Genomic DNA, 16,839 nt, shown 5'->3' with positions numbered 1-16,839 from the left:
CTCCTGTTTTCGTTTATCTTAGCAAATGCAGGGTAAAACTAAGGTATGGTAAAAATTTTAAGGGCAGTGCTTGCCTTAAGGAGAATTGGTGTTGTTAGAATGGTATGTCTATGTCATTGTGGGGTTGGCGGCCTTTTGTGCGGGGCTGGTCGATTCCATCGCCGGGGGCGGGGGGCTCATCACGGTGCCCACACTGCTGGCTCTTGGCATCCCTCCGCACTTAGCCCTCGCCACGAATAAATTACAAAGCAGTTTTGGGAGTTTCACCGCTGCGCTCAATTTCTGTTTAAAGGGCATGGTGTCTTTAAAAGAAGTGGCCTTTGGAGTGGCTTGTGTGGTGGTGGGGGCAAGCTGTGGCACAAGCTTAATCTTACACCTCAAGGCGGATTTATTGCGCCTGCTCATCCCCCTTTTTCTATCGATCATCTTTCTTTACACCTTGTTATCCCCCAAAATGGGCGAGGGCGATCGCCCCGCTAAACTCAAAACACCTCTATTTTATGGCCTTTTTGGCGTGGCTTTGGGCTTTTATGATGGCTTTTTTGGCCCGGGCACAGGCGCGTTTTGGACTTTTGCGCTGGTCGCGCTCTTGGGTTTTAACATGAGAAAAGCCACCGCCCACACCAAGGTTTTTAATTTCACAAGCAATGTCATTAGCCTGAGCGTGTTTTTAATCAGTGGCCATGTCATTTGGACGGTGGGGCTTTTAATGGGCGGGGGGCAGATGCTGGGCGCGTGGGTGGGCTCTAATTTGGTGGTGCGTAAAGAGGTGAAGTTTATCCGTAAAGTCTTCTTAAGCGTAGTGGGAGCGACTATTTTAAAACTATTTTGGGATTTTTTGCACTAGTGGTGGCTTGAGGCGGAATCGAACCACCGACACGAAGATTTTCAGTCTTCTGCTCTACCGACTGAGCTATCAAGCCATAAACGCTTATTCTAGACACCATCGCCTAAAATTTTACTTAAAATGCTATAATGGAGGCGATTTTGTGGCAAAGGGATGCTATGCGCTTGGTTTCGTGGAATGTCAATGGGTTGCGCGCCTGCATGCAGAAAGGTTTTCAAGAGTTTTTAGAACAAAGTGGGGCCGACATTTTTTGTGTGCAAGAAACCAAAATGCACCCCGAGCAGGCAGACTTTGCCTTTAAGGGCTATCACGCCTTTTGGAACAGCGCACAAAAGAAAGGTTATAGTGGGGTGCTCACCCTTAGCAAAGAGGAGCCCTTAAATGTCAGCTATGGGATTGGCATGCAGGAGCACGACTTGGAGGGGCGGGTGGTGGTGTGTGAATACCCCAACTTTTATTTAGTCAATGTTTATGTACCCAACGCGCAAAGGGGATTGGTGCGCCTGCCTTACCGCTTGCAGTGGGAGAGGGCTTTTAGGGAGTTTTTAGGCGGGCTTATGGCGAAAAGGGCGGTTTTGGTGTGTGGGGATTTAAATGTGGCGCACACCGAGATCGATTTAACAAATCCACAGAGCAACCGCTACAATGCCGGCTTTAGCGACCCTGAAAGGCAGGCTTTCACGCAACTCTTACAAGCGGGCTTTATCGACACCTACCGCCATTTTTATCCCGATCAAAGAGAGGCCTACACTTGGTGGAGTTACATGGGGCAATCTAGGGCGCGCAACATCGGTTGGCGCATTGATTATTTTTTGGTATCCACAAACTTACAAGCAGAGCTTAAAAACGCCCACATTTATGCCCATGTATTGGGCAGCGACCACTGTCCTGTGGGGCTAGAGTTGCATGGATAAAAAGCCTTTAAGAGACATTTTTAAAGCGCAGGGCAAGCCCTTTGCTGTGCCCCTGCCCTACTTTAACCGCAAAAGGGCTATGGAGTGCGTGGAGTGCGTGGGAGGCTGTGTCCCTTCTTGCCCTGAAAAGATTGTCTTTAAAGAGTCGGGGCAAGCCCCCCATTTGGATTTTTCTAAGAGTGGATGCACCTTTTGTGGGGCGTGTTTAAGGGCGTGTAAAGAGTGCGGGGGAGTGTTAGAGCAGAGCCTAGGCGGGATTGAGGCGGTGGCCCTCATAGACACGGCTAAATGTCTAGGACATCAGGGGGTGGTGTGTGTGGCATGTCAAGACGCTTGCAAGGACAAGGCGATTCATTTTTTAGGCATGTTTAAACCCCGTATAGACTTGGGGGCTTGCACGGGTTGTGGGTTTTGTGTGGGGGTTTGTCCCACAGAGGCAATTTTATTTATGAAAAGGTCTGTATGAATATTTCAAGCGTGATTGTACGGGTTGAGGTGGCGGCGTTTAATGAGGCTTTAGAGGCGATCAAAAGCATTGAACAAGTTGAGGTGGCGGCGTTTGACAAAGATAAGGGGGTCATCATTGCCGTGATTGAAGCGGAAAATGTCAATGAAGAGGTGAGGGCAAACCGAGCCATCGAGCAAGTGGCAGGGGTGTTAAGCGCGCACATGCATTATAGTTACAGCGATGAAAACCCTTTGCCCCCTGACATACAAACGAGCCTAGAAAAGATTGAAAACACAGACGCTAAGAGCGTGCGCTATGGAGGAGATGTGAATAACTGGCTTAATTAGCCTTTCTAGTGTCGAGCCACTGGGATTTTAAATCTAGGGCTGTTTGTAAAGAGTTTTCAAGTTGGTTCAATACACTAAGCATTTGGCTGTAATCTAGTCCATCTTGGTTGGCGTTTTTCACTTCCTTTTGCAGGGTATTTGTTAGGCTTAAAGCCTTGTCTAAGTCGATGGGAGGCTCAATGGCTTTTTTAAAGATTGCGCCTAAGCCTGTGGGTTTAGATGTGCCCTTATTGGGCATCAAAACAGCCATTAAGTCCCTCGCCTCTTGGTAGAACTTGTCAAGCTGTTTGACCTGTTGGTAGTTCTTACCCGAATCGATCGCCCCCTCAAGCATGTGGTTACTCACGCCGACTAATTGCTTGGCTAAATCCGCGCTCTTAGTCTGTTCTTCTACTAAAGCTTGTATGTCGATGGCAGATAGGGGAAAAAATCCAAAAAAAAGCATTAATAGGGGAGCTAAAAACGCACGCAATCGTAAATCCATATTTGTTAATCCTTCTTTGCACACCAAATCTTCATGGTGGAGCTGTGGGGAGTCGAACCCCAGTCCAAAAATCACATCCATGCCATGGGCTTCTACATGCTTAGAGAAGTTAAAAGTCTTAAGGCTTCACGGGCTAACTTCTCAAAGCCCCAAAGAAACCCCTAGCTCTAGTCTTACTTTAAGAAGCGAGCGTTTCTTAAAGGCAATCGGCTAAAGATGATGGAATGCCTAGCAAACACCGATCGATTCGCCAAGCTTCCAGCTCGCTACGCTGCTTTAGCGTAGTTGGGAGCGTAATTAGGATTATTTACGGTTATTGTTTGTGTCGTTTTACAAGAGACACTTGGCATGCCACCCACGTGACGCAACTCCTGTCGAAATCCTGTTTCAGCCCCTTCAAAAAATAAGCCTGAGAAGTATAGCATAATAATCTTTTTACAGCTTTAAATATTTTGGCAACTTTGTTGCTCGTCTTAGCAGGAAAGACCAGTGTCGCGCGTTTTTAAGATATGGAGCGTAAATTCTGTCAAACACAGAGCGAAAATCGCTCAAAACCATTAACAAAGACAAGTTATAATGCCTTGTCATCACAAGGTTTAAACTTGCAACTTTACCAAAGTGTCTTGCACTTCTTTTTAGACCCCACCCATGTACTTCTCGAGCAAATCGGGCTAGAGGTTTTACACAATGCCCCCTTTCGGCTGTTTTGTAACCTTTGTATGGTGGTTGCGCTCATGCTTTGGGCCTACCAGCGGGTACGCTTGGCCGACTTCTTTTTTCTAAGAACTTTCATCTCCCTTAGCGCATTTGCCCTATTTTTCACGCTCTTTAACTATGCCACACACAACCCCAGCGCATTTTATGCCCAGCTTCAAGAAGTCTTTTTCTACGCCCCCAATGTCTTGACCCAGATTGTGCAAAAGAGCCTACAAGCTTCAAGCGCGGCGTTTAGCACAGACCCCGCGCATTTTAATTTAGAGTTTTTGCTCAACCAAAGTTTTCACAGCCTCGTGCTTTTAAGCACCCAAGCCCAAGCGCATTTAGAAACCTTTAGGGCTGTGTTTGTGCTAGGCCTCGTGCTCGCTCAGGGCGGGCTACTCACCTACATTTTGGCTTTAACGCTCATCATCTCCATTGAGTTGTTGCTGTGGCTGGGTTTGGCTGTCTTTATTTTGCCCTTGGGGCTGTTTGCCCCTTTGCTTGTGTGGCATTATGGCAAAAAATGTTGGGCTTTGGCATTTTACCAGCCTCTCATTTTACTGCTCGCCTTTTACAACGCCCAAATTTTGCAAACTCTAATCAGCACCATTTTGCCCGCCCCCACAGCCCCCACGCCCAAACTCGCGGAGGCGTACTTGGTTTTAATCGTCAGCACCCTTTTGCTCTTGTTTTTATTGCGCCGCGTGCCCGCCTTTCTCAATGGCCTGTTTGCCACGCAAGGGGGCGTGCAAGATTTGCAAACCATACTCAAGGCGAGCAAAAACGCATGGGAGCAACACAGCGCCAGCTTTTTAAGTGCCTACACTGCGCAAAGCAACACCCACAGCCAACAAGAGAGCACACAAGAGCCCTCTTTTAGAGTGCAAACTCTAAGAAGCCCCCAAGTGCATATCCACAACACTAAGGAGAGCCATGAAATTGTGTAACCTGCTTTTACTCGCCTTGAGCCTGTCAGCTTGCACGAGCAAATTCCACGAAATGCAAAAAAGTCCCTGTGCGCTTACAAGTGAAAAAATGCATGCAACTTCTCAAGCACCACTTCGGGGATGGCATCCTCGTGTATCTCTGTGAAAAAGGGGTGTTCAAATTGCGGGCTAATCGCATCTTTTTTGAGCCAAAAATCTGCACCTAAAACGGGGATAGAGCTTTCAAACCCGCAAAAGTGCAAAGCGTCCGTGCGCCTAAAGCCGATCTCCCAATGGTAGTTGTTTGCGGTGTTTAAAATAGGCTGATACAGACTTTCTTTAACCGTGCCCGTGCGCTCATCAAAGAGCAACCCCCTGACTTTAGAATCCTTGTAAGAGCGTAACCAATCGGCGTAATACATGCTCGCGTTTTCAATGTCTTCCTCGCTAAAATCCGCTTGCGCCCCCACAGCCTGTGCGCTCATTTGCAAAAGTTGCTGTGGGGAGGGCAATTGCGTGAGGATATGCACATGCAAGGTGTTTGTGGCGGTATTGACTAAAGAGCTGGTGCTCTCTTTAATGCCCTCATCTTGCATGAACACCTTGAGCGCATAGCCCTGCCGTTTCTTTTCGCCCATTTTGGCAACCAACTCAGCGTTTGTCTTTAGCTCTTCTTCTAGCATTTTGTCAAAGCGCAAAACGAGCACATCTACCCTTAGGAGTGCGGCCACTTGTTTCATGTAGTTGCTATATAAGGTGGGATCGTGCCACGGGTAGGGCTTGTGCTGCATCAGCACTTTATGGGCGTAAGCACGGGCATCTGCAATGAGTGCCGCTTTTTTTTGCTCCAAAACTTCTTTTAAGGGATTCATTTAGGCCTTTCTTGTTGGGGTAGCGCATTATACTATGAGAATACCAATCCCTCCCCAAAACATCTTAAATGTGTTGCCACAAGCCAAACCCTCCATAAACTGGAAAAACCAATGGTCTAACAAAGAGCCTAGGAGTCGTGGTCTTTCATTTTATTAGTTACTTTATGTAGCGTTTATCCCCTATTTTTCTGGATTTTACAAGGTTTTTAAAAGACTTACACTCCACTATGCTCTAAAATCCGAGAAAATTGCATTTAGCGTTGCGAGGAAAAAATGGCAACCCCCAGCCCGGTTTATCGAAAATTTTGCGCCCTTTTGGGTTTGCTGGCTTTCAACGACCCTTGTTTGGCTTACGACTACAAATTGAGCGGGTTTGCCAACCAAGCTTCCACCATCGGCTTTAACGAAGCCCCCATTAACAAAAGCAAGGGCATCTACCCCATGCAGCAATACGCCACCATCGCCGGGTATCTCTCTTTGGGCTTTTCTTTGTTGCCCAAGGATTTAGAAAAAAAGGGGCATAGTCTAAAAGGACTCGTGGGGGGGATGGTCGGGGGGGTGCTCTTTGATGGGACAAAGCGTTTCTCGGGCGGTTCGGTTGTGTACCAAAGGTTTGCTTTTTATGACGGGTTTTATGGCGGGGGGGCTGATGTTTTACAAAGCGACTCGACTCCGGTCAAAAACAGCAAGCTTTCTAATTTTAGCCATTTTTATGTGTTTAGCGATGCCTATTTAGACTACAAATACAAAGACTACTTTGGAATCAAGGCGGGGCGCTACAACTCAACTGCTGCCTATGAAAGCGGACAAACCGAAGGCTTTGAGGTGTTTGGTCAGTATAAAAAGGTGCGTTTGTGGTGGTTTAGCTCCTTTGGGCGGGCTTACGCCACAGGACCCTTGATGCGGGATTGGTATGCCCCCCGTGTGGTTTATAGCGGCGATTACACCAAGAATGCCCAAGGCGGCTACACCCACCACGGACATCCCGTTTCTTTAGGCACGCATGCCGTGCAGCTCACCTATAAAAAACACCACCTATTAGTGGAGGGGTTTTACTACTTCTCCCCCAAAATGTTTAACGACCCGGGCTTTAAAGTGGGTTGGGACAGCGACCCTAACTTTAGCGGACAAGGTTTTCGCTCCAACACGATTTTAATCGCCATGTTTGCTTTTTACCCGCCCTGGATGATCATAAATAGCAAGGGTGCGGCTATTTATCGTTACGATAACCCTGTAGGTGCTAACGGGCAAAGCCTTGTGATCCGCCAACGCTTTGACATCAACCAATTCTACGTCATTGGGACTTTTTATAAGAATTTTGGCAATGCCAACGCTTGGGTGGGCAACACAGGTAACCCGGCGGGGGTTGAATTTTACGGCAACAGCACATGGGCGGGGTATCTTGGCACAGCCTTAAAAGCTGATTCTATAACTGGGGCTATTGCCTATGGGGGGATACATTTCAAGAGAAAATTCACCTGGAACATGACTTGGCAGTGGAGCAGCGCACCCGTTTCTTACGAAGGGCGCTTTATCCTGGCCTTAGGTTACCAATTCACGCCATTTTTAAAGGCGCTCGTAAACATCGCCTACTACGGTGTACACACAAACGAAGGCTATCAAGCCGGCTTGAATGCCTATTGTAATCCTCACCTCACTTACTGCGGGGGTGGGTATCAAGACAGAAGTGCGCTTTATACCCAACTCATCGCCACTTTTTAACATCCAAAGCCCCGCTTTTTGCGTGGCTTACAACTCTTTAGTGGGGGGTCTTAGATAAAAACTCTCGCCAAAGCCATAACTTAAAGAAAACTCACTCCCCTCAAAGGGCTTCACATCTAAGATCAAGGGCATAGGTCCCTGGGCTTGCTCTTGTGTGGCGTGCCGATACAGGCTAACCCCCTCCACTTCCCCCAAACACAAATCATTTTGTCCGAGCTTAAAATCTTCTTTAGCATAGACCAAGACGGCCCCACCCTCACAGCACCCACAAGAGTGGTAAAGGATAAAACCCTGTGGGTGCGCTTCTTTGAGCTTTTTAAGCAAGGTGCGGGCTTTCTCGCTGGCTTGCAAAGCCACTAGAAAAAGCCTAACTTGTTGGGGCTATAGCTCACCAAGATATTTTTGGTTTGCTGGTAGTGCTCCAACATCATTTTATGCCCCTCCCGTCCGATTCCGCTCTGTTTATAGCCCCCAAAGGCGGCGTGCGCGGGGTAAAGGTGGTAGCAGTTGGTCCACACCCGTCCGGCCTTAATCGCCCGCCCCACGCGGTAAGCCCGGTTGATGTCGCGCGTCCAAATTCCCGCCCCTAGCCCAAACATGGTGTCATTGGCGATCTCTAGGGCTTCTTTTTCATCTTTAAAAGTCGTTACAGCGAGCACGGGGCCAAAAATCTCTTCTTGGAAAATCCGCATTTTATTGTGCCCTTTGTAGATGGTGGGCTGGACATAGCAGCCATTTTCTAGCCCCTTGATGTGGTTTTTACCTCCACCGATGAGACACTCGGCCCCCTCTTCTTTGGCCACTTGCATGTAATTTAAAATCGTGTGCACTTGGTTTTCATCGACTTGCGCGCCCATCATGGTGTCTAGCTCTAGGGGGTTGCCCACTTTAATGGCCTGCACCCTCTCTAAGACTTTTTGCATGAATTTGTCATAGATTTTTTCGTGGATGAGGGCGCGTGAGGGGCAGGTGCAAACCTCGCCCTGATTGAGCGCAAAGAGCACAAGCCCCTCAACGGCTTTATCTAAAAACGCGTCCTCGTGCGCGTAAATGTCGGGGAAGAAAATATTTGGGCTTTTGCCCCCAAGCTCCAAAGTGCAGGGGATGATGTTTTCTGTGGCAAATTGCATGATTTGGCGGCCCACCGCGGTAGAGCCCGTGAAGGCCACCTTAGAGATTTTGGGGCTGGTGGCTAGGTGTTTGCCAATTTGCCCGCCATTGCCATTGACCACATTCACCACCCCAGGGGGGAGCAAATCCCCAATGATTTCCAAGAGCACCAAGAGGCTCGCCGGGGTGGCTGAAGCGGGTTTGAGCACTAAAGCATTGCCCGCAGCCAACGCGGGGGCCAACTTCCAAGCCGCCATTAAAAGCGGGAAATTCCAGGGGATGATCTGCCCCACCACGCCTAGGGGCTCGTGGAAGTGGTAGGCGACCAAATCGGGACTGATGTCGCTAATGCCCCCCTCTTGGGCCCGGATACAGCTAGCAAAATACCTAAAGTGGTCAATGGCTAGGGGAATGTCGGCATTTAGGGTTTCTCTAATGGGTTTGCCATTGTCCCAAGTTTCGGTGTAGGCGAGTTTTTCTAGGTTTGCTTCCATGCGATCTGCAATCTTAAACAACACCTGCGCCCTAGTATCTACCGGAGTGGCCGCCCAAGCGTCCTTAGCCTTGTGCGCGGCATCTAGGGCCTTTTCTATGTCCTCTGGGCTAGACATGGGTACTTCGCACAGCACCTCCCCATTAATGGGAGTTTTATTTGCTTTATACTGCCCCTTAGTGGGTTTGACCCACTCCCCACCGATGTAGTTTTCATAGCGGGCTTTAAAAATTTGGCTTTTGTCTTTGTCAATGCTCATGTCTTTCCTTGATTTTTTCCTCAATGTCCGTGGCTAAAATCGAGCACCATGCGTCCATCGATGCCACCTTTTTTCATGCGTTCAAAAATGGCGTTGATGTCTTCAAGCTTCGCGGGAGCTACATGGGCTTTGACTTTGTTTTCTTCAGCAAAGTGGATGGCCTCTTGTAAATCCAAACGCGTCCCCACAATAGAACCCCGTAGAGTGATCCCATTTAAAACGAGATCAAAAATATTCACGGGGAAATCCCCCGGGGGCAAGCCATTCATCGCCACGGTGCCACCCCGGCGCACAAAGCCTAGAGCTTGCTTAAAGGCCACAGGGTGCACGGCCGTAACCAAAACCCCATGCGTGCCTCCATCGGTTTCTTTGAGGATTTTGTCGATCGTGCCTTGTTCGCCCAGTTCCTTAGCGTTGGCAACCACACTTGCCCCGCACTCTTTAGCCAACTCCAACTTCTCATCAGACACATCCACGGCGGCCACATTCAAGCCCATCGCTTTTGCGTATTGCACGGCTAAATGCCCTAGACCGCCAATGCCCGTGATCGTAACCCATTGCCCGGGCTTGGTGTCTGTCATTTTAAGCCCTTTATACACCGTGACCCCAGCGCATAGAATGGGGGCGATGCTTAAAAAGTTGGTGTCTTTTTTGAGCACCCCGACATAGTTGGCATCGGCTAGGGCGTATTCAGCATACCCGCCATTCACCGAATACCCGCCGTTTTCTTGATGGAGGCACAGCGTTTCCCACCCGCTCATGCAATGGGTGCAATGCCCACACGCGCTGTAAAGCCAGGGGATGCCCACCGCGTCCCCTTCTTTAATGTGTTTCACGCCCTTGCCCACTTCCACAACATAGCCCACACCCTCATGCCCGGGGATTAAAGGCAATTTAGGCTTGATGGGCCAATCGCCCTCCACGGCGTGTAGGTCAGTGTGGCACACCCCACAAGCCTGGATTTTCACCAAAACCTCGCCCTCTTTCACACTAGGGACATCGACTTCTTCCACGCTAAGGGGTTTGCCAAACTCCTTAGCAACCGCGGCTTTCATTTTCTTAGACATCGTTTCTCCTTTTTTAGGTGTTTTAGTGCTAAGACAAGGCGAGTTTAATGGATGAAGGTTAACGCTCAGTATGCTTTAGGTGGGCGCGCTAAAAAGGGCTAAAAGTGTTACCAAAAGTTATTTAAAGAAGGTCTTTAAGAAGTAAAATAGCCCTGCAAGCAAGCCTAGCCCAAAGAGAAAACCCATGGCTTTAGAGAGGGTCAGGCTGGCGACCAAAAAGGCGCACATGGCGCAAAAGGCGGTGAGCGTGGCATAAGGCAGTTGGGTTAAAAAGTGGCTTTGCACACTGCAGCCCGCCCCCGTGGCCGATAAAATCGTGGTGTCTGAGATAGGGCTAGCGTGATCTCCATAGACTGCCCCAGATAAAATCGCTGAGAGCACCAAGACAATGTCGCCCCCGACCACGCTCACCATCCCCGCGCCAATGGGCAACATGATCGCAAACGCCCCCCAACTCGTGCCGGTGGTAAAAGCAATGAAGCCAGAGATTAAAAAGAGCAGTAAAGGAACGAGTAAAAACACCCCCTCAAAGTGTTGCAATAGACTTGCTAAATACACCCCCGTTTGCAAGTCGTCCCTAATCATGGGGCCTATCGCCCACGCTAAAACCAAAACCCAAATTGCCCCTGCCATGCTTAAAAAGCCCTTTTTAGACAGGCTTAAAAAAGAGTTTTTAGGCAAATAGGGGCGGGCTAAAAGGGCGCAAAGGGCTAGCGAAAAGAGTCCGCCCACAAAGAGCGAAAACGCGCTGTTGGTGTGCTTTAAAATGTCTAAAATCTCTTTGCTTTGGCTGTGGATGTAGCCCGTGTAAAACATTAAGGCGGTGATGCTCACAATCAAGCTTGCAATGCTGGTAATAAGCAAGGACACGGGCGCGCTTTTGCCCTCTTTAGTCGGCATTTGCAAGTCCTGCACACCCACATTTTGGTATTTTTGCATGGCGGGCAAGTTGATTTGCCACACAATGGCTAAGAACACCGCAAAAAGCGCAAACCACGCGTAATAATTGCTGCCAATGCTGGCTAAAAGCAGAGCGAAGCTATCTTTCAACAAGGGCGAGCCCTCATTTTGCATCACCCCCACAATGTAAGCCCCCCAACTAGAGATGGGCATGAGCAAACACACGGGCGCAGAGGTGGAGTCGATGATATAGGCCAATCTCTCGCGGCTGGATTTATGCATATCACTTAGCGAGCGGCTGATTTGCCCCACAATGAGGGCGTTAAAGTAATCGTCAATAAAAATCACCAGCCCGGCAAAGAGGGCCACGCCCTCGGCTTGGCGCGGGCTTTTGACATAGTTTTTTGCCCAATGCACGAAGGAATTGATCGCCCCTGAGCTGGCGATCACTTGGCTTAGCACCCCTAGCGTGATTAAAAAGCCAAAGACGCAGAGGCTGCTGAGGTTTGGGCTAAATCCGCTAGGGCTTTGGGTGTAAAAGACAGCACTGATTTTAGAATAAATGTAGGTAACAAGTGAGCCTAAACGCCCATCGGTGATTAAAAGCCCACCTAGAACAATCCCGCTAAAGAGCGAAAGGGCAACGCGCTTGGTGAAAATGACCATAAAAATGACAAGAAAGGGGACGGCTAGACTATAAACAGAATGACCCATAAAATCCTACCGGTAAGAGTGGCCGGGAGAGAGGGATTCGAACCCCCGGAGGTGTGACCCTCAACGGTTTTCAAGACCGCCGCTTTCAACCACTCAGCCATCTCCCGTTAGTGCAGAAAAGTTAAGCAAAAACAAATCTGGAGGCGACGCCCGGATTTGAACCGGGGAATCAAGGTTTTGCAGACCCATGCCTTACCACTTGGCTACGTCGCCGCTGGTGCCCAAAGCCGGACTTGAACCGGCACGGTATTGCTACCGAGGGATTTTAAGTCCCTTGTGTCTACCTATTCCACCACCTGGGCATGCCCTAGACTTTAGCCTAGGGGGAAACATTAGGTTAGCCTAAGATCAGCCTACGGCTAATCTCCTCTAACAATCGTTGTGTATTTACCATAGAGACCCAAGTAATTCACAACTTTTCTATCTACAGACTTAATGTTGCTAATGCCCCCGGCTCTTGCTGCTGTGGCTACAGAACAATCGCCGATGGCAATCAAGCCAATGATGCTCGTGCAACTTGCGGTGCCGGTTTTTGAACCGGCTTCACCATTACCCGAAACAGGGACTTGCACCCCTGTGTAAAGCCCTCCGTTGGGTATTGAAGAAGCGCAACCGCTAACTAAAACGCCCACACACACACACACACACACACTAGCAACCTTAGCAAAGCGCAACATTAGAGTCCTTTGTGTTTTTTTGAAAATGGAGCGGGAAACGGGGATCGAACCCGCGGCCCCGACCTTGGCAAGGTCGTGCTCTACCACTGAGCTATTCCCGCATAAAAACCACGATCTTAGCAAGATTTAACGAATAAGTCAAGCACCGCCTAAAACGCCCCACAAAGGGGCTTTAAACGCCATTTAAACGGGCTTTATAACCTTGTTTCTAAAAGCTCTTTGGTGTAAGGGTGCTTGGGGGCGCTAAAGACCTCATCTACTCGTCCGCTCTCCACCACCGCCCCCTTATGCACGACCAAGACGCGATCACACATGCACTCAATGACATCTAAATCGTGGCTGATGAACACATAGCTTAATTGCAACTTTTCTTGCAACTCTAAAAGCAGGGCAAGCACGACCTTTTGTAGGCTCTTATCTAATGCCGAAGTGGGCTCGTCCATCACCACCACTTGCGGGCGGGTGAGAATCGCCCTTGCAATGGCGACCCTTTGGCGCTGCCCGCCACTGAGCTCAAAGGGGTAGTAATGCAAATGCTTTGCCTCTAGCCCCACCGCCTCTAGACTCTCTTTGGCTTGTGCGCTGTCCCTCTTAAGCCCTGCGCCCACAAACGCCTCTAATAAAATCTCTTGCACGCTCCAGCGGGGATTGAGCGACGCAAAGGGGTTTTGGAAGACCATTTGTAAGGATTTTCTATAAGGCTTAAAGCTTTGCCGCTTCAAACCCCCCACACTTTGGCCCATTAAAACCTGTGTGCCCGTGCTTTGGGCTAATTTCAACAAGCCCAAAGCCAAAGAGCTCTTCCCGCTCCCACTCTGCCCAATAATGCCTAGCGTCTCTTGTTTGCGTAAATCAAAATCCACGCCCCTAATCGCCTCAAAAATGTCTTTTTTAAAGAATTTGGACTTGGTGTAAAACACGCTAAAATCTTGGACGCTTAAAGTGGGCTGATCTAGGGCGGGCGTGCGCTTTTTTTGCAACTGCCTAGCCTGTAAGAGCATTTGGCTGTAAGGGTGCTTGGGAGCGTTAAAGAGCTCTTTTGTGGCGTTGTGCTCGCAAATTTGCCCCTTTTGCAAGACATAGACAGAATCGGCAAGCAGGCCCACCGCCCCCAAATCGTGGCTGATGAATAACAGCGCCATTTGGTGTTGTGTGCTTAAAGTTTTTAGCAATTCTAAAATCTGTAATTGCACCTGTGCATCTAGGGCGGTGGTGGGCTCATCGCAAATTAAAAGCTTGGGGCGGTTGATTAAAGCCATCGCTAGTGCCGCTCGTTGGTTCTGCCCGCCACTGAGCTCATAAGGATACCTTTGGCACAAATCCATACTCAAGCCCACTTGCGTCATTACGGCCTCTAAGCGTTCTTGCGCCTCTTGTTTGCTGGGTTTGGCGTGCAAATACAAAGCCTCTAAAATCTGCTTTTGGATTTTATGCAAAGGATTTAGGGCGCTTAAGGGCTCTTGGGCAATGTAGCCGATGTGTTGCCCCCTTAGAGCACGCATCGCCCTATCGCTTAGGCGCAATAAATCCTGCCCCTTAAAGACAATGCGCCCGTTTATGGGCTGGATGTGCCCGCTTAAGCGCAAAATAAGACTGGCTAGCGAGCTCTTCCCACTCCCGCTCTCGCCAACTAGTGCCACCCTCTGGCCCACTTCCACGACTAAATTTAAATCTTTGAGTAAAAAATCCGTCCCCACGCGGGCGTTTAGATTTTCAAGACGGAGCAAGGGGTTATTTAACACTTGTGGCGCTGAAGGCATCGCGCACCCCCTCCCCGATAAAGACTAAGATAGAAAGCAATAGTGCGGTGGCAAAAAAGCCCACCAACGCTAAATGGGGGGCGTAAAGATTGTTCTTGCCTTGGTTTAACAGCTCGCCTAGGCTTGCACTGCCAACAGGCATGCCAAAGCCTAGAAAATCAAGGCTTACCAAAGTCCCGATGCTGCCCGCCATCACAAAGGGTAAATAGGTGATCGTGGCGACTAGGGCGTTTGGCAAAATGTGGTAAAAAATCACCCGCGCATCGCTCACGCCTAGGGCATAAGAAGCCTTGACATAGTCCATGTTGCGTCCCCTTAAAAACTCGGTCCTAACCACCTGCGCTAACCCCATCCAAGAAAACGCCAGCACCAGCCCTAAAAGCCACCAAAAATTAGGCGTGAATAAGTTAGACAAGATAATGAGTAAAAAGAGCATGGGGATGGCGCTCCAAATCTCTAAAAAGCGCTGGCCAAGAAGATCAATGAGCCCGCCATAATAGCCCTGAAGCGCACCAATTGCCACGCCAAGCCCCACGCTAAACACGCTTAAGATTAGCCCAAATAAAATAGAAATGCGGTAGCCATAGACGAGGCGTGCGAGCACATCGCGGGCTTGATCGTCCGTGCCTAGCCAGTGCTTTAGGCTTGGGGGGGTGGGGGCTGGGGTTTTTAAATCCATAATGATGGTGTCGTAAGAGTAGGGGATTAAGGGCCAAATCACAAAGGCGTTTTTCAGCAGGTGGTTTTTGACATAGGGGTCGGTGTAGTCCGCACTGGTGTAAAAATCCCCCCCAAAGGCGGTTTCGGGGTAATCCTTAAAAATGGGGAAGTAGGCTTTATGGTCTTTGTAAATAAAAAGGGGCTTGTCATTCACCCAAAGTTCAGCCCCCAAGGACAACACAAACAACACCACAAAGACAACCAACGCCCAAAACGCCCGTTTATTCGCCTTAAACGCCCTTAAACGCCGTGCTTGTAAATCCAAAAGCCATCCTTGCACTTGATAAAAGGGGTATTTTACAGAAAAAAGCGCATAAAGGGCTTAGTCAGCCAAAGACCGAAAATTTAGAACGATTTAGTAGATTTTTACAGCCTTTTAAGGGGCAAGAAAGAGGAGGTTAAAGTGTTTGACATCATCAAAGATAAAAGGGTTTAAAATCTTATGGGGCTTGTCTATGTCTTGGACATCTACTCTAATGTGTCCGTTCTCTATAAAGTAAATGTCTTTAATCTTAAGGACAGCAGGTACACCATTGTTACTGTAGTATTTCACTAAAATTTCATAGCCATCTTTGGCAGGCTGTATGCCATCAACCACAAGAACAATGTTGGGGTCTTGGGGTTTGTAAAAGGCCATATCTATGACTTCTAGCATTTCATTGTCTAGCTTGGTTTGTTTTGCTTGCTCCATAGAGCGTTTGAGTTGTTTAACCGCCTTTTCACTTCTAATTTTCCACGCAATGGTTCTTAAATCTCTTTTAGCTCGTTCTCTGTCCTTGCTGGTTTTAGTAATGGGTTGAAAATAGAATTGGATATGGGTATGGGTGATGCGGTTGCCCATGCCTTTGGTCTTTATCTTTTCATAGCATAGGTTCTCAAAGTGTGGGAGCTTGTGGAGTTCTTTAAGGGCGGGTTTGAGGATAAGGCGTTCTATGTTTTCAAAAAGAGTTTTTGGCGGTATTCCCATCAACTCCCTAAACTCCCCCCACTCCATTTCAGGGGGCACGCCTGTGCTTTTCCATTGCTTGAGTAGCCTATAAAGAGTCTTGGCGTATTTACCGCTAATGTTTTGAAACTCCAAGAGTTCAAAAGAAGTGAAGTTGCCATGGAGATAATTATAGTACTCTATTGCTCTTGGGGGCAAGCCCCCAAACCCCCAAGAGAGGGCTTTGAAGTGAGGATTAGATTTTTTAGTCTTTAGTCTTGAAGTATCTATGATTATGGGATAATCATGCCTTTGAAGAGAGAGTGAAAAACTGATTGATTTAGGGCAATTATATTTTTGGAGAGTAAGATGAAGAGAAACAATAAATCAAATATAGCGTTTAAAGCGCTTTTAAAGGGTCGTAGAGTGCAAGTTTAGGGGTTGGGAGTTCAAAAAAAAAACTATGGTTTTGTGGTTGGGAGTTGCCGTGGGATTTATGAAGGTTTTAACCATTACGCTAATACTAGCAGTCCTTATTACTGTTTAGAAGTTTCACTTATCTTGCGGCTACACCTTAGAAAGATATGTGCTTAGGCATTCCGGGCAATGTAACGGGGTATCTATCCCACAGAATCCAAAAAACTTATCTGGGCTTGCACCTAAGACTCCTTTGCCATTTAAACTACGTGGAATATATAAAAATCATGGATAGCAAAGATAAAGATTTAGAGTAACTTGGATGTGGCTACCAAGATAAATCGCGCCCAACACCAATAACTTCAAACACACCTGTTTTTAGGGTGCTTGTGCCTTATTTAAACCCATATACCATCGTTCCGTTTGAATATCGCTTTTACCTGTTTGCTGAGTTTTGTCAATGTACTGCCTTAGTTAGGATGTTGCCCATTTATGGGTCTTGAAGCCTAAAACGTGGGGTTTGTGCGCTAAAATAGGG

At 48.3% G+C, this 16,839-nt stretch carries 16 protein-coding genes, 5 tRNA genes and 1 other RNA gene; 6 read left to right on the top strand and 16 right to left on the bottom strand.

Annotated elements, in window-relative coordinates; genetic code table 11:
* The first annotated feature begins 88 nt into the window (after positions 1–88).
* Entirely contained in the window at positions 89–847 is a 759-nt protein-coding gene (locus HAL07_RS05545) for a TSUP family transporter (RefSeq protein ID WP_053941282.1), read from the top strand.
* On the opposite strand, the gene HAL07_RS05540 is transcribed toward HAL07_RS05545, so the two are convergent.
* Positions 848–923, bottom strand: a tRNA-Phe gene (locus HAL07_RS05540).
* 82 nt (positions 924–1,005) lie between these two features.
* On the opposite strand from HAL07_RS05540, the gene HAL07_RS05535 reads away from it, so the two are divergent.
* Genes HAL07_RS05535 through HAL07_RS05525 form a run of 3 tightly spaced genes read left to right on the top strand, consistent with a single transcriptional unit; the run spans position 1,006 to position 2,556 of the window.
* Positions 1,006–1,761 carry an exodeoxyribonuclease III gene (locus HAL07_RS05535; protein ID WP_053945408.1) on the top strand — a complete coding sequence of 252 codons (756 nt, stop codon included), beginning with the start codon at positions 1,006–1,008 and terminating at the stop codon, positions 1,759–1,761.
* Complete coding sequence (locus HAL07_RS05530) at positions 1,754–2,227, top strand: 4Fe-4S dicluster domain-containing protein (protein ID WP_053941284.1); 474 nt, start codon at positions 1,754–1,756, stop codon at positions 2,225–2,227. Before HAL07_RS05535 ends, HAL07_RS05530 begins: the two co-directional genes overlap by 8 nt.
* Positions 2,224–2,556 (top strand): chaperone NapD, encoded by a 333-nt coding sequence (locus HAL07_RS05525; protein ID WP_053941285.1) that lies wholly within the window; start codon positions 2,224–2,226, stop codon positions 2,554–2,556. The genes HAL07_RS05530 and HAL07_RS05525 overlap by 4 nt, the downstream gene beginning before the upstream one ends.
* Here HAL07_RS05525 and HAL07_RS05520 read toward each other — a convergent pair.
* Together HAL07_RS05520 and ssrA are read right to left on the bottom strand one after the other, a co-directional pair.
* Positions 2,549–3,040, bottom strand: coding sequence for a hypothetical protein (locus HAL07_RS05520; protein WP_053945407.1), 492 nt, complete (start codon positions 3,038–3,040; stop codon positions 2,549–2,551). The two genes, HAL07_RS05525 and HAL07_RS05520, sit on opposite strands and share 8 nt — an antisense overlap.
* A gap of 34 nt (positions 3,041–3,074) precedes the next feature.
* Positions 3,075–3,435, bottom strand: a transfer-messenger RNA (tmRNA) gene (gene ssrA / locus HAL07_RS05515).
* Between the two features lie 207 nt (positions 3,436–3,642).
* On the opposite strand from ssrA, the gene HAL07_RS05510 reads away from it, so the two are divergent.
* Positions 3,643–4,686, top strand: a complete 1,044-nt coding sequence (locus HAL07_RS05510; protein WP_053945406.1) for a hypothetical protein — start codon at positions 3,643–3,645, stop codon at positions 4,684–4,686.
* Positions 4,687–4,760: 74 nt separating this feature from the next.
* Here HAL07_RS05510 and HAL07_RS05505 read toward each other — a convergent pair whose 3' ends face one another.
* Positions 4,761–5,537, bottom strand: coding sequence for a hypothetical protein (locus HAL07_RS05505; protein WP_053945405.1), 777 nt, complete (start codon positions 5,535–5,537; stop codon positions 4,761–4,763).
* 273 nt (positions 5,538–5,810) lie between these two features.
* Between HAL07_RS05505 and HAL07_RS05500 the strand changes: the two genes are divergently transcribed.
* A complete protein-coding gene (locus HAL07_RS05500) occupies positions 5,811–7,259 on the top strand; it encodes an outer membrane family protein (RefSeq protein ID WP_053945404.1) in 1,449 nt (482 codons plus the stop codon).
* Positions 7,260–7,286: 27 nt separating this feature from the next.
* On the opposite strand, the gene HAL07_RS05495 is transcribed toward HAL07_RS05500, so the two are convergent.
* From HAL07_RS05495 to HAL07_RS05440, 12 genes are all read right to left on the bottom strand, one after another.
* Positions 7,287–7,616, bottom strand: a complete 330-nt coding sequence (locus tag HAL07_RS05495) for a DUF779 domain-containing protein (protein ID WP_053945403.1) — start codon at positions 7,614–7,616, stop codon at positions 7,287–7,289.
* Positions 7,616–9,121, bottom strand: coding sequence for an acetaldehyde dehydrogenase ExaC (gene exaC, locus HAL07_RS05490; protein WP_053945402.1), 1,506 nt, complete (start codon positions 9,119–9,121; stop codon positions 7,616–7,618). The genes HAL07_RS05495 and exaC overlap by 1 nt, the downstream gene beginning before the upstream one ends.
* 20 nt (positions 9,122–9,141) lie before the next feature.
* Positions 9,142–10,188 carry an alcohol dehydrogenase AdhP gene (gene adhP, locus HAL07_RS05485; protein ID WP_053945401.1) on the bottom strand — a complete coding sequence of 349 codons (1,047 nt, stop codon included), beginning with the start codon at positions 10,186–10,188 and terminating at the stop codon, positions 9,142–9,144.
* Between the two features lie 117 nt (positions 10,189–10,305).
* A complete protein-coding gene (locus HAL07_RS05480; RefSeq protein WP_053945400.1) occupies positions 10,306–11,802 on the bottom strand; it encodes a Na+/H+ antiporter NhaC family protein in 1,497 nt (498 codons plus the stop codon).
* A 19-nt stretch (positions 11,803–11,821) separates the two neighbouring features.
* Positions 11,822–11,909: transfer RNA gene (locus HAL07_RS05475), tRNA-Ser, on the bottom strand.
* Positions 11,910–11,940: 31 nt separating this feature from the next.
* A tRNA-Cys gene (locus HAL07_RS05470) sits at positions 11,941–12,015 on the bottom strand.
* A gap of 2 nt (positions 12,016–12,017) precedes the next feature.
* Positions 12,018–12,104 (bottom strand) — tRNA-Leu (locus HAL07_RS05465).
* A gap of 57 nt (positions 12,105–12,161) precedes the next feature.
* Positions 12,162–12,479, bottom strand: a complete 318-nt coding sequence (locus HAL07_RS05460; RefSeq protein ID WP_053945399.1) for a TRL-like family protein — start codon at positions 12,477–12,479, stop codon at positions 12,162–12,164.
* A 26-nt stretch (positions 12,480–12,505) separates the two neighbouring features.
* Positions 12,506–12,580: transfer RNA gene (locus tag HAL07_RS05455), tRNA-Gly, on the bottom strand.
* Positions 12,581–12,673: 93 nt separating this feature from the next.
* On the bottom strand, positions 12,674–14,206 hold the full coding sequence (locus tag HAL07_RS05450) for a dipeptide ABC transporter ATP-binding protein (RefSeq protein ID WP_053945658.1): 1,533 nt from the start codon (positions 14,204–14,206) through the stop codon (positions 12,674–12,676).
* 4 nt (positions 14,207–14,210) lie between these two features.
* The gene (locus HAL07_RS05445) at positions 14,211–15,224 is read right to left on the bottom strand and encodes an ABC transporter permease (protein WP_053945398.1); all 1,014 of its coding nucleotides are present in this window, start codon (positions 15,222–15,224) and stop codon (positions 14,211–14,213) included.
* Between the two features lie 111 nt (positions 15,225–15,335).
* Entirely contained in the window at positions 15,336–16,103 is a 768-nt protein-coding gene (locus HAL07_RS05440; RefSeq protein ID WP_053945397.1) for a replication initiation protein, read from the bottom strand.
* Positions 16,104–16,839: the final 736 nt, after the last annotated feature.

The organism is Helicobacter ailurogastricus (assembly GCF_001282945.1).
Classification (GTDB): domain Bacteria; phylum Campylobacterota; class Campylobacteria; order Campylobacterales; family Helicobacteraceae; genus Helicobacter; species Helicobacter ailurogastricus.
This window is presented reverse-complemented; position numbering and strand designations above follow the sequence as displayed.

Coding starts and splice junctions, on each gene's coding strand:
- HAL07_RS05535 (WP_053945408.1), top strand. CDS start 1,006: ATGCGCTTGGTTTCGTGGAATGTCAATGGGTTGCGCGCCTGCATGCAG.
- HAL07_RS05530 (WP_053941284.1), top strand. CDS start 1,754: ATGGATAAAAAGCCTTTAAGAGACATTTTTAAAGCGCAGGGCAAGCCC.
- HAL07_RS05525 (WP_053941285.1), top strand. CDS start 2,224: ATGAATATTTCAAGCGTGATTGTACGGGTTGAGGTGGCGGCGTTTAAT.
- HAL07_RS05520 (WP_053945407.1), bottom strand. CDS start 3,040: ATGGATTTACGATTGCGTGCGTTTTTAGCTCCCCTATTAATGCTTTTT.
- HAL07_RS05505 (WP_053945405.1), bottom strand. CDS start 5,537: ATGAATCCCTTAAAAGAAGTTTTGGAGCAAAAAAAAGCGGCACTCATT.
- HAL07_RS05500 (WP_053945404.1), top strand. CDS start 5,811: ATGGCAACCCCCAGCCCGGTTTATCGAAAATTTTGCGCCCTTTTGGGT.
- exaC (WP_053945402.1), bottom strand. CDS start 9,121: ATGAGCATTGACAAAGACAAAAGCCAAATTTTTAAAGCCCGCTATGAA.
- adhP (WP_053945401.1), bottom strand. CDS start 10,188: ATGTCTAAGAAAATGAAAGCCGCGGTTGCTAAGGAGTTTGGCAAACCC.
- HAL07_RS05480 (WP_053945400.1), bottom strand. CDS start 11,802: ATGGGTCATTCTGTTTATAGTCTAGCCGTCCCCTTTCTTGTCATTTTT.
- HAL07_RS05460 (WP_053945399.1), bottom strand. CDS start 12,479: ATGTTGCGCTTTGCTAAGGTTGCTAGTGTGTGTGTGTGTGTGTGTGTG.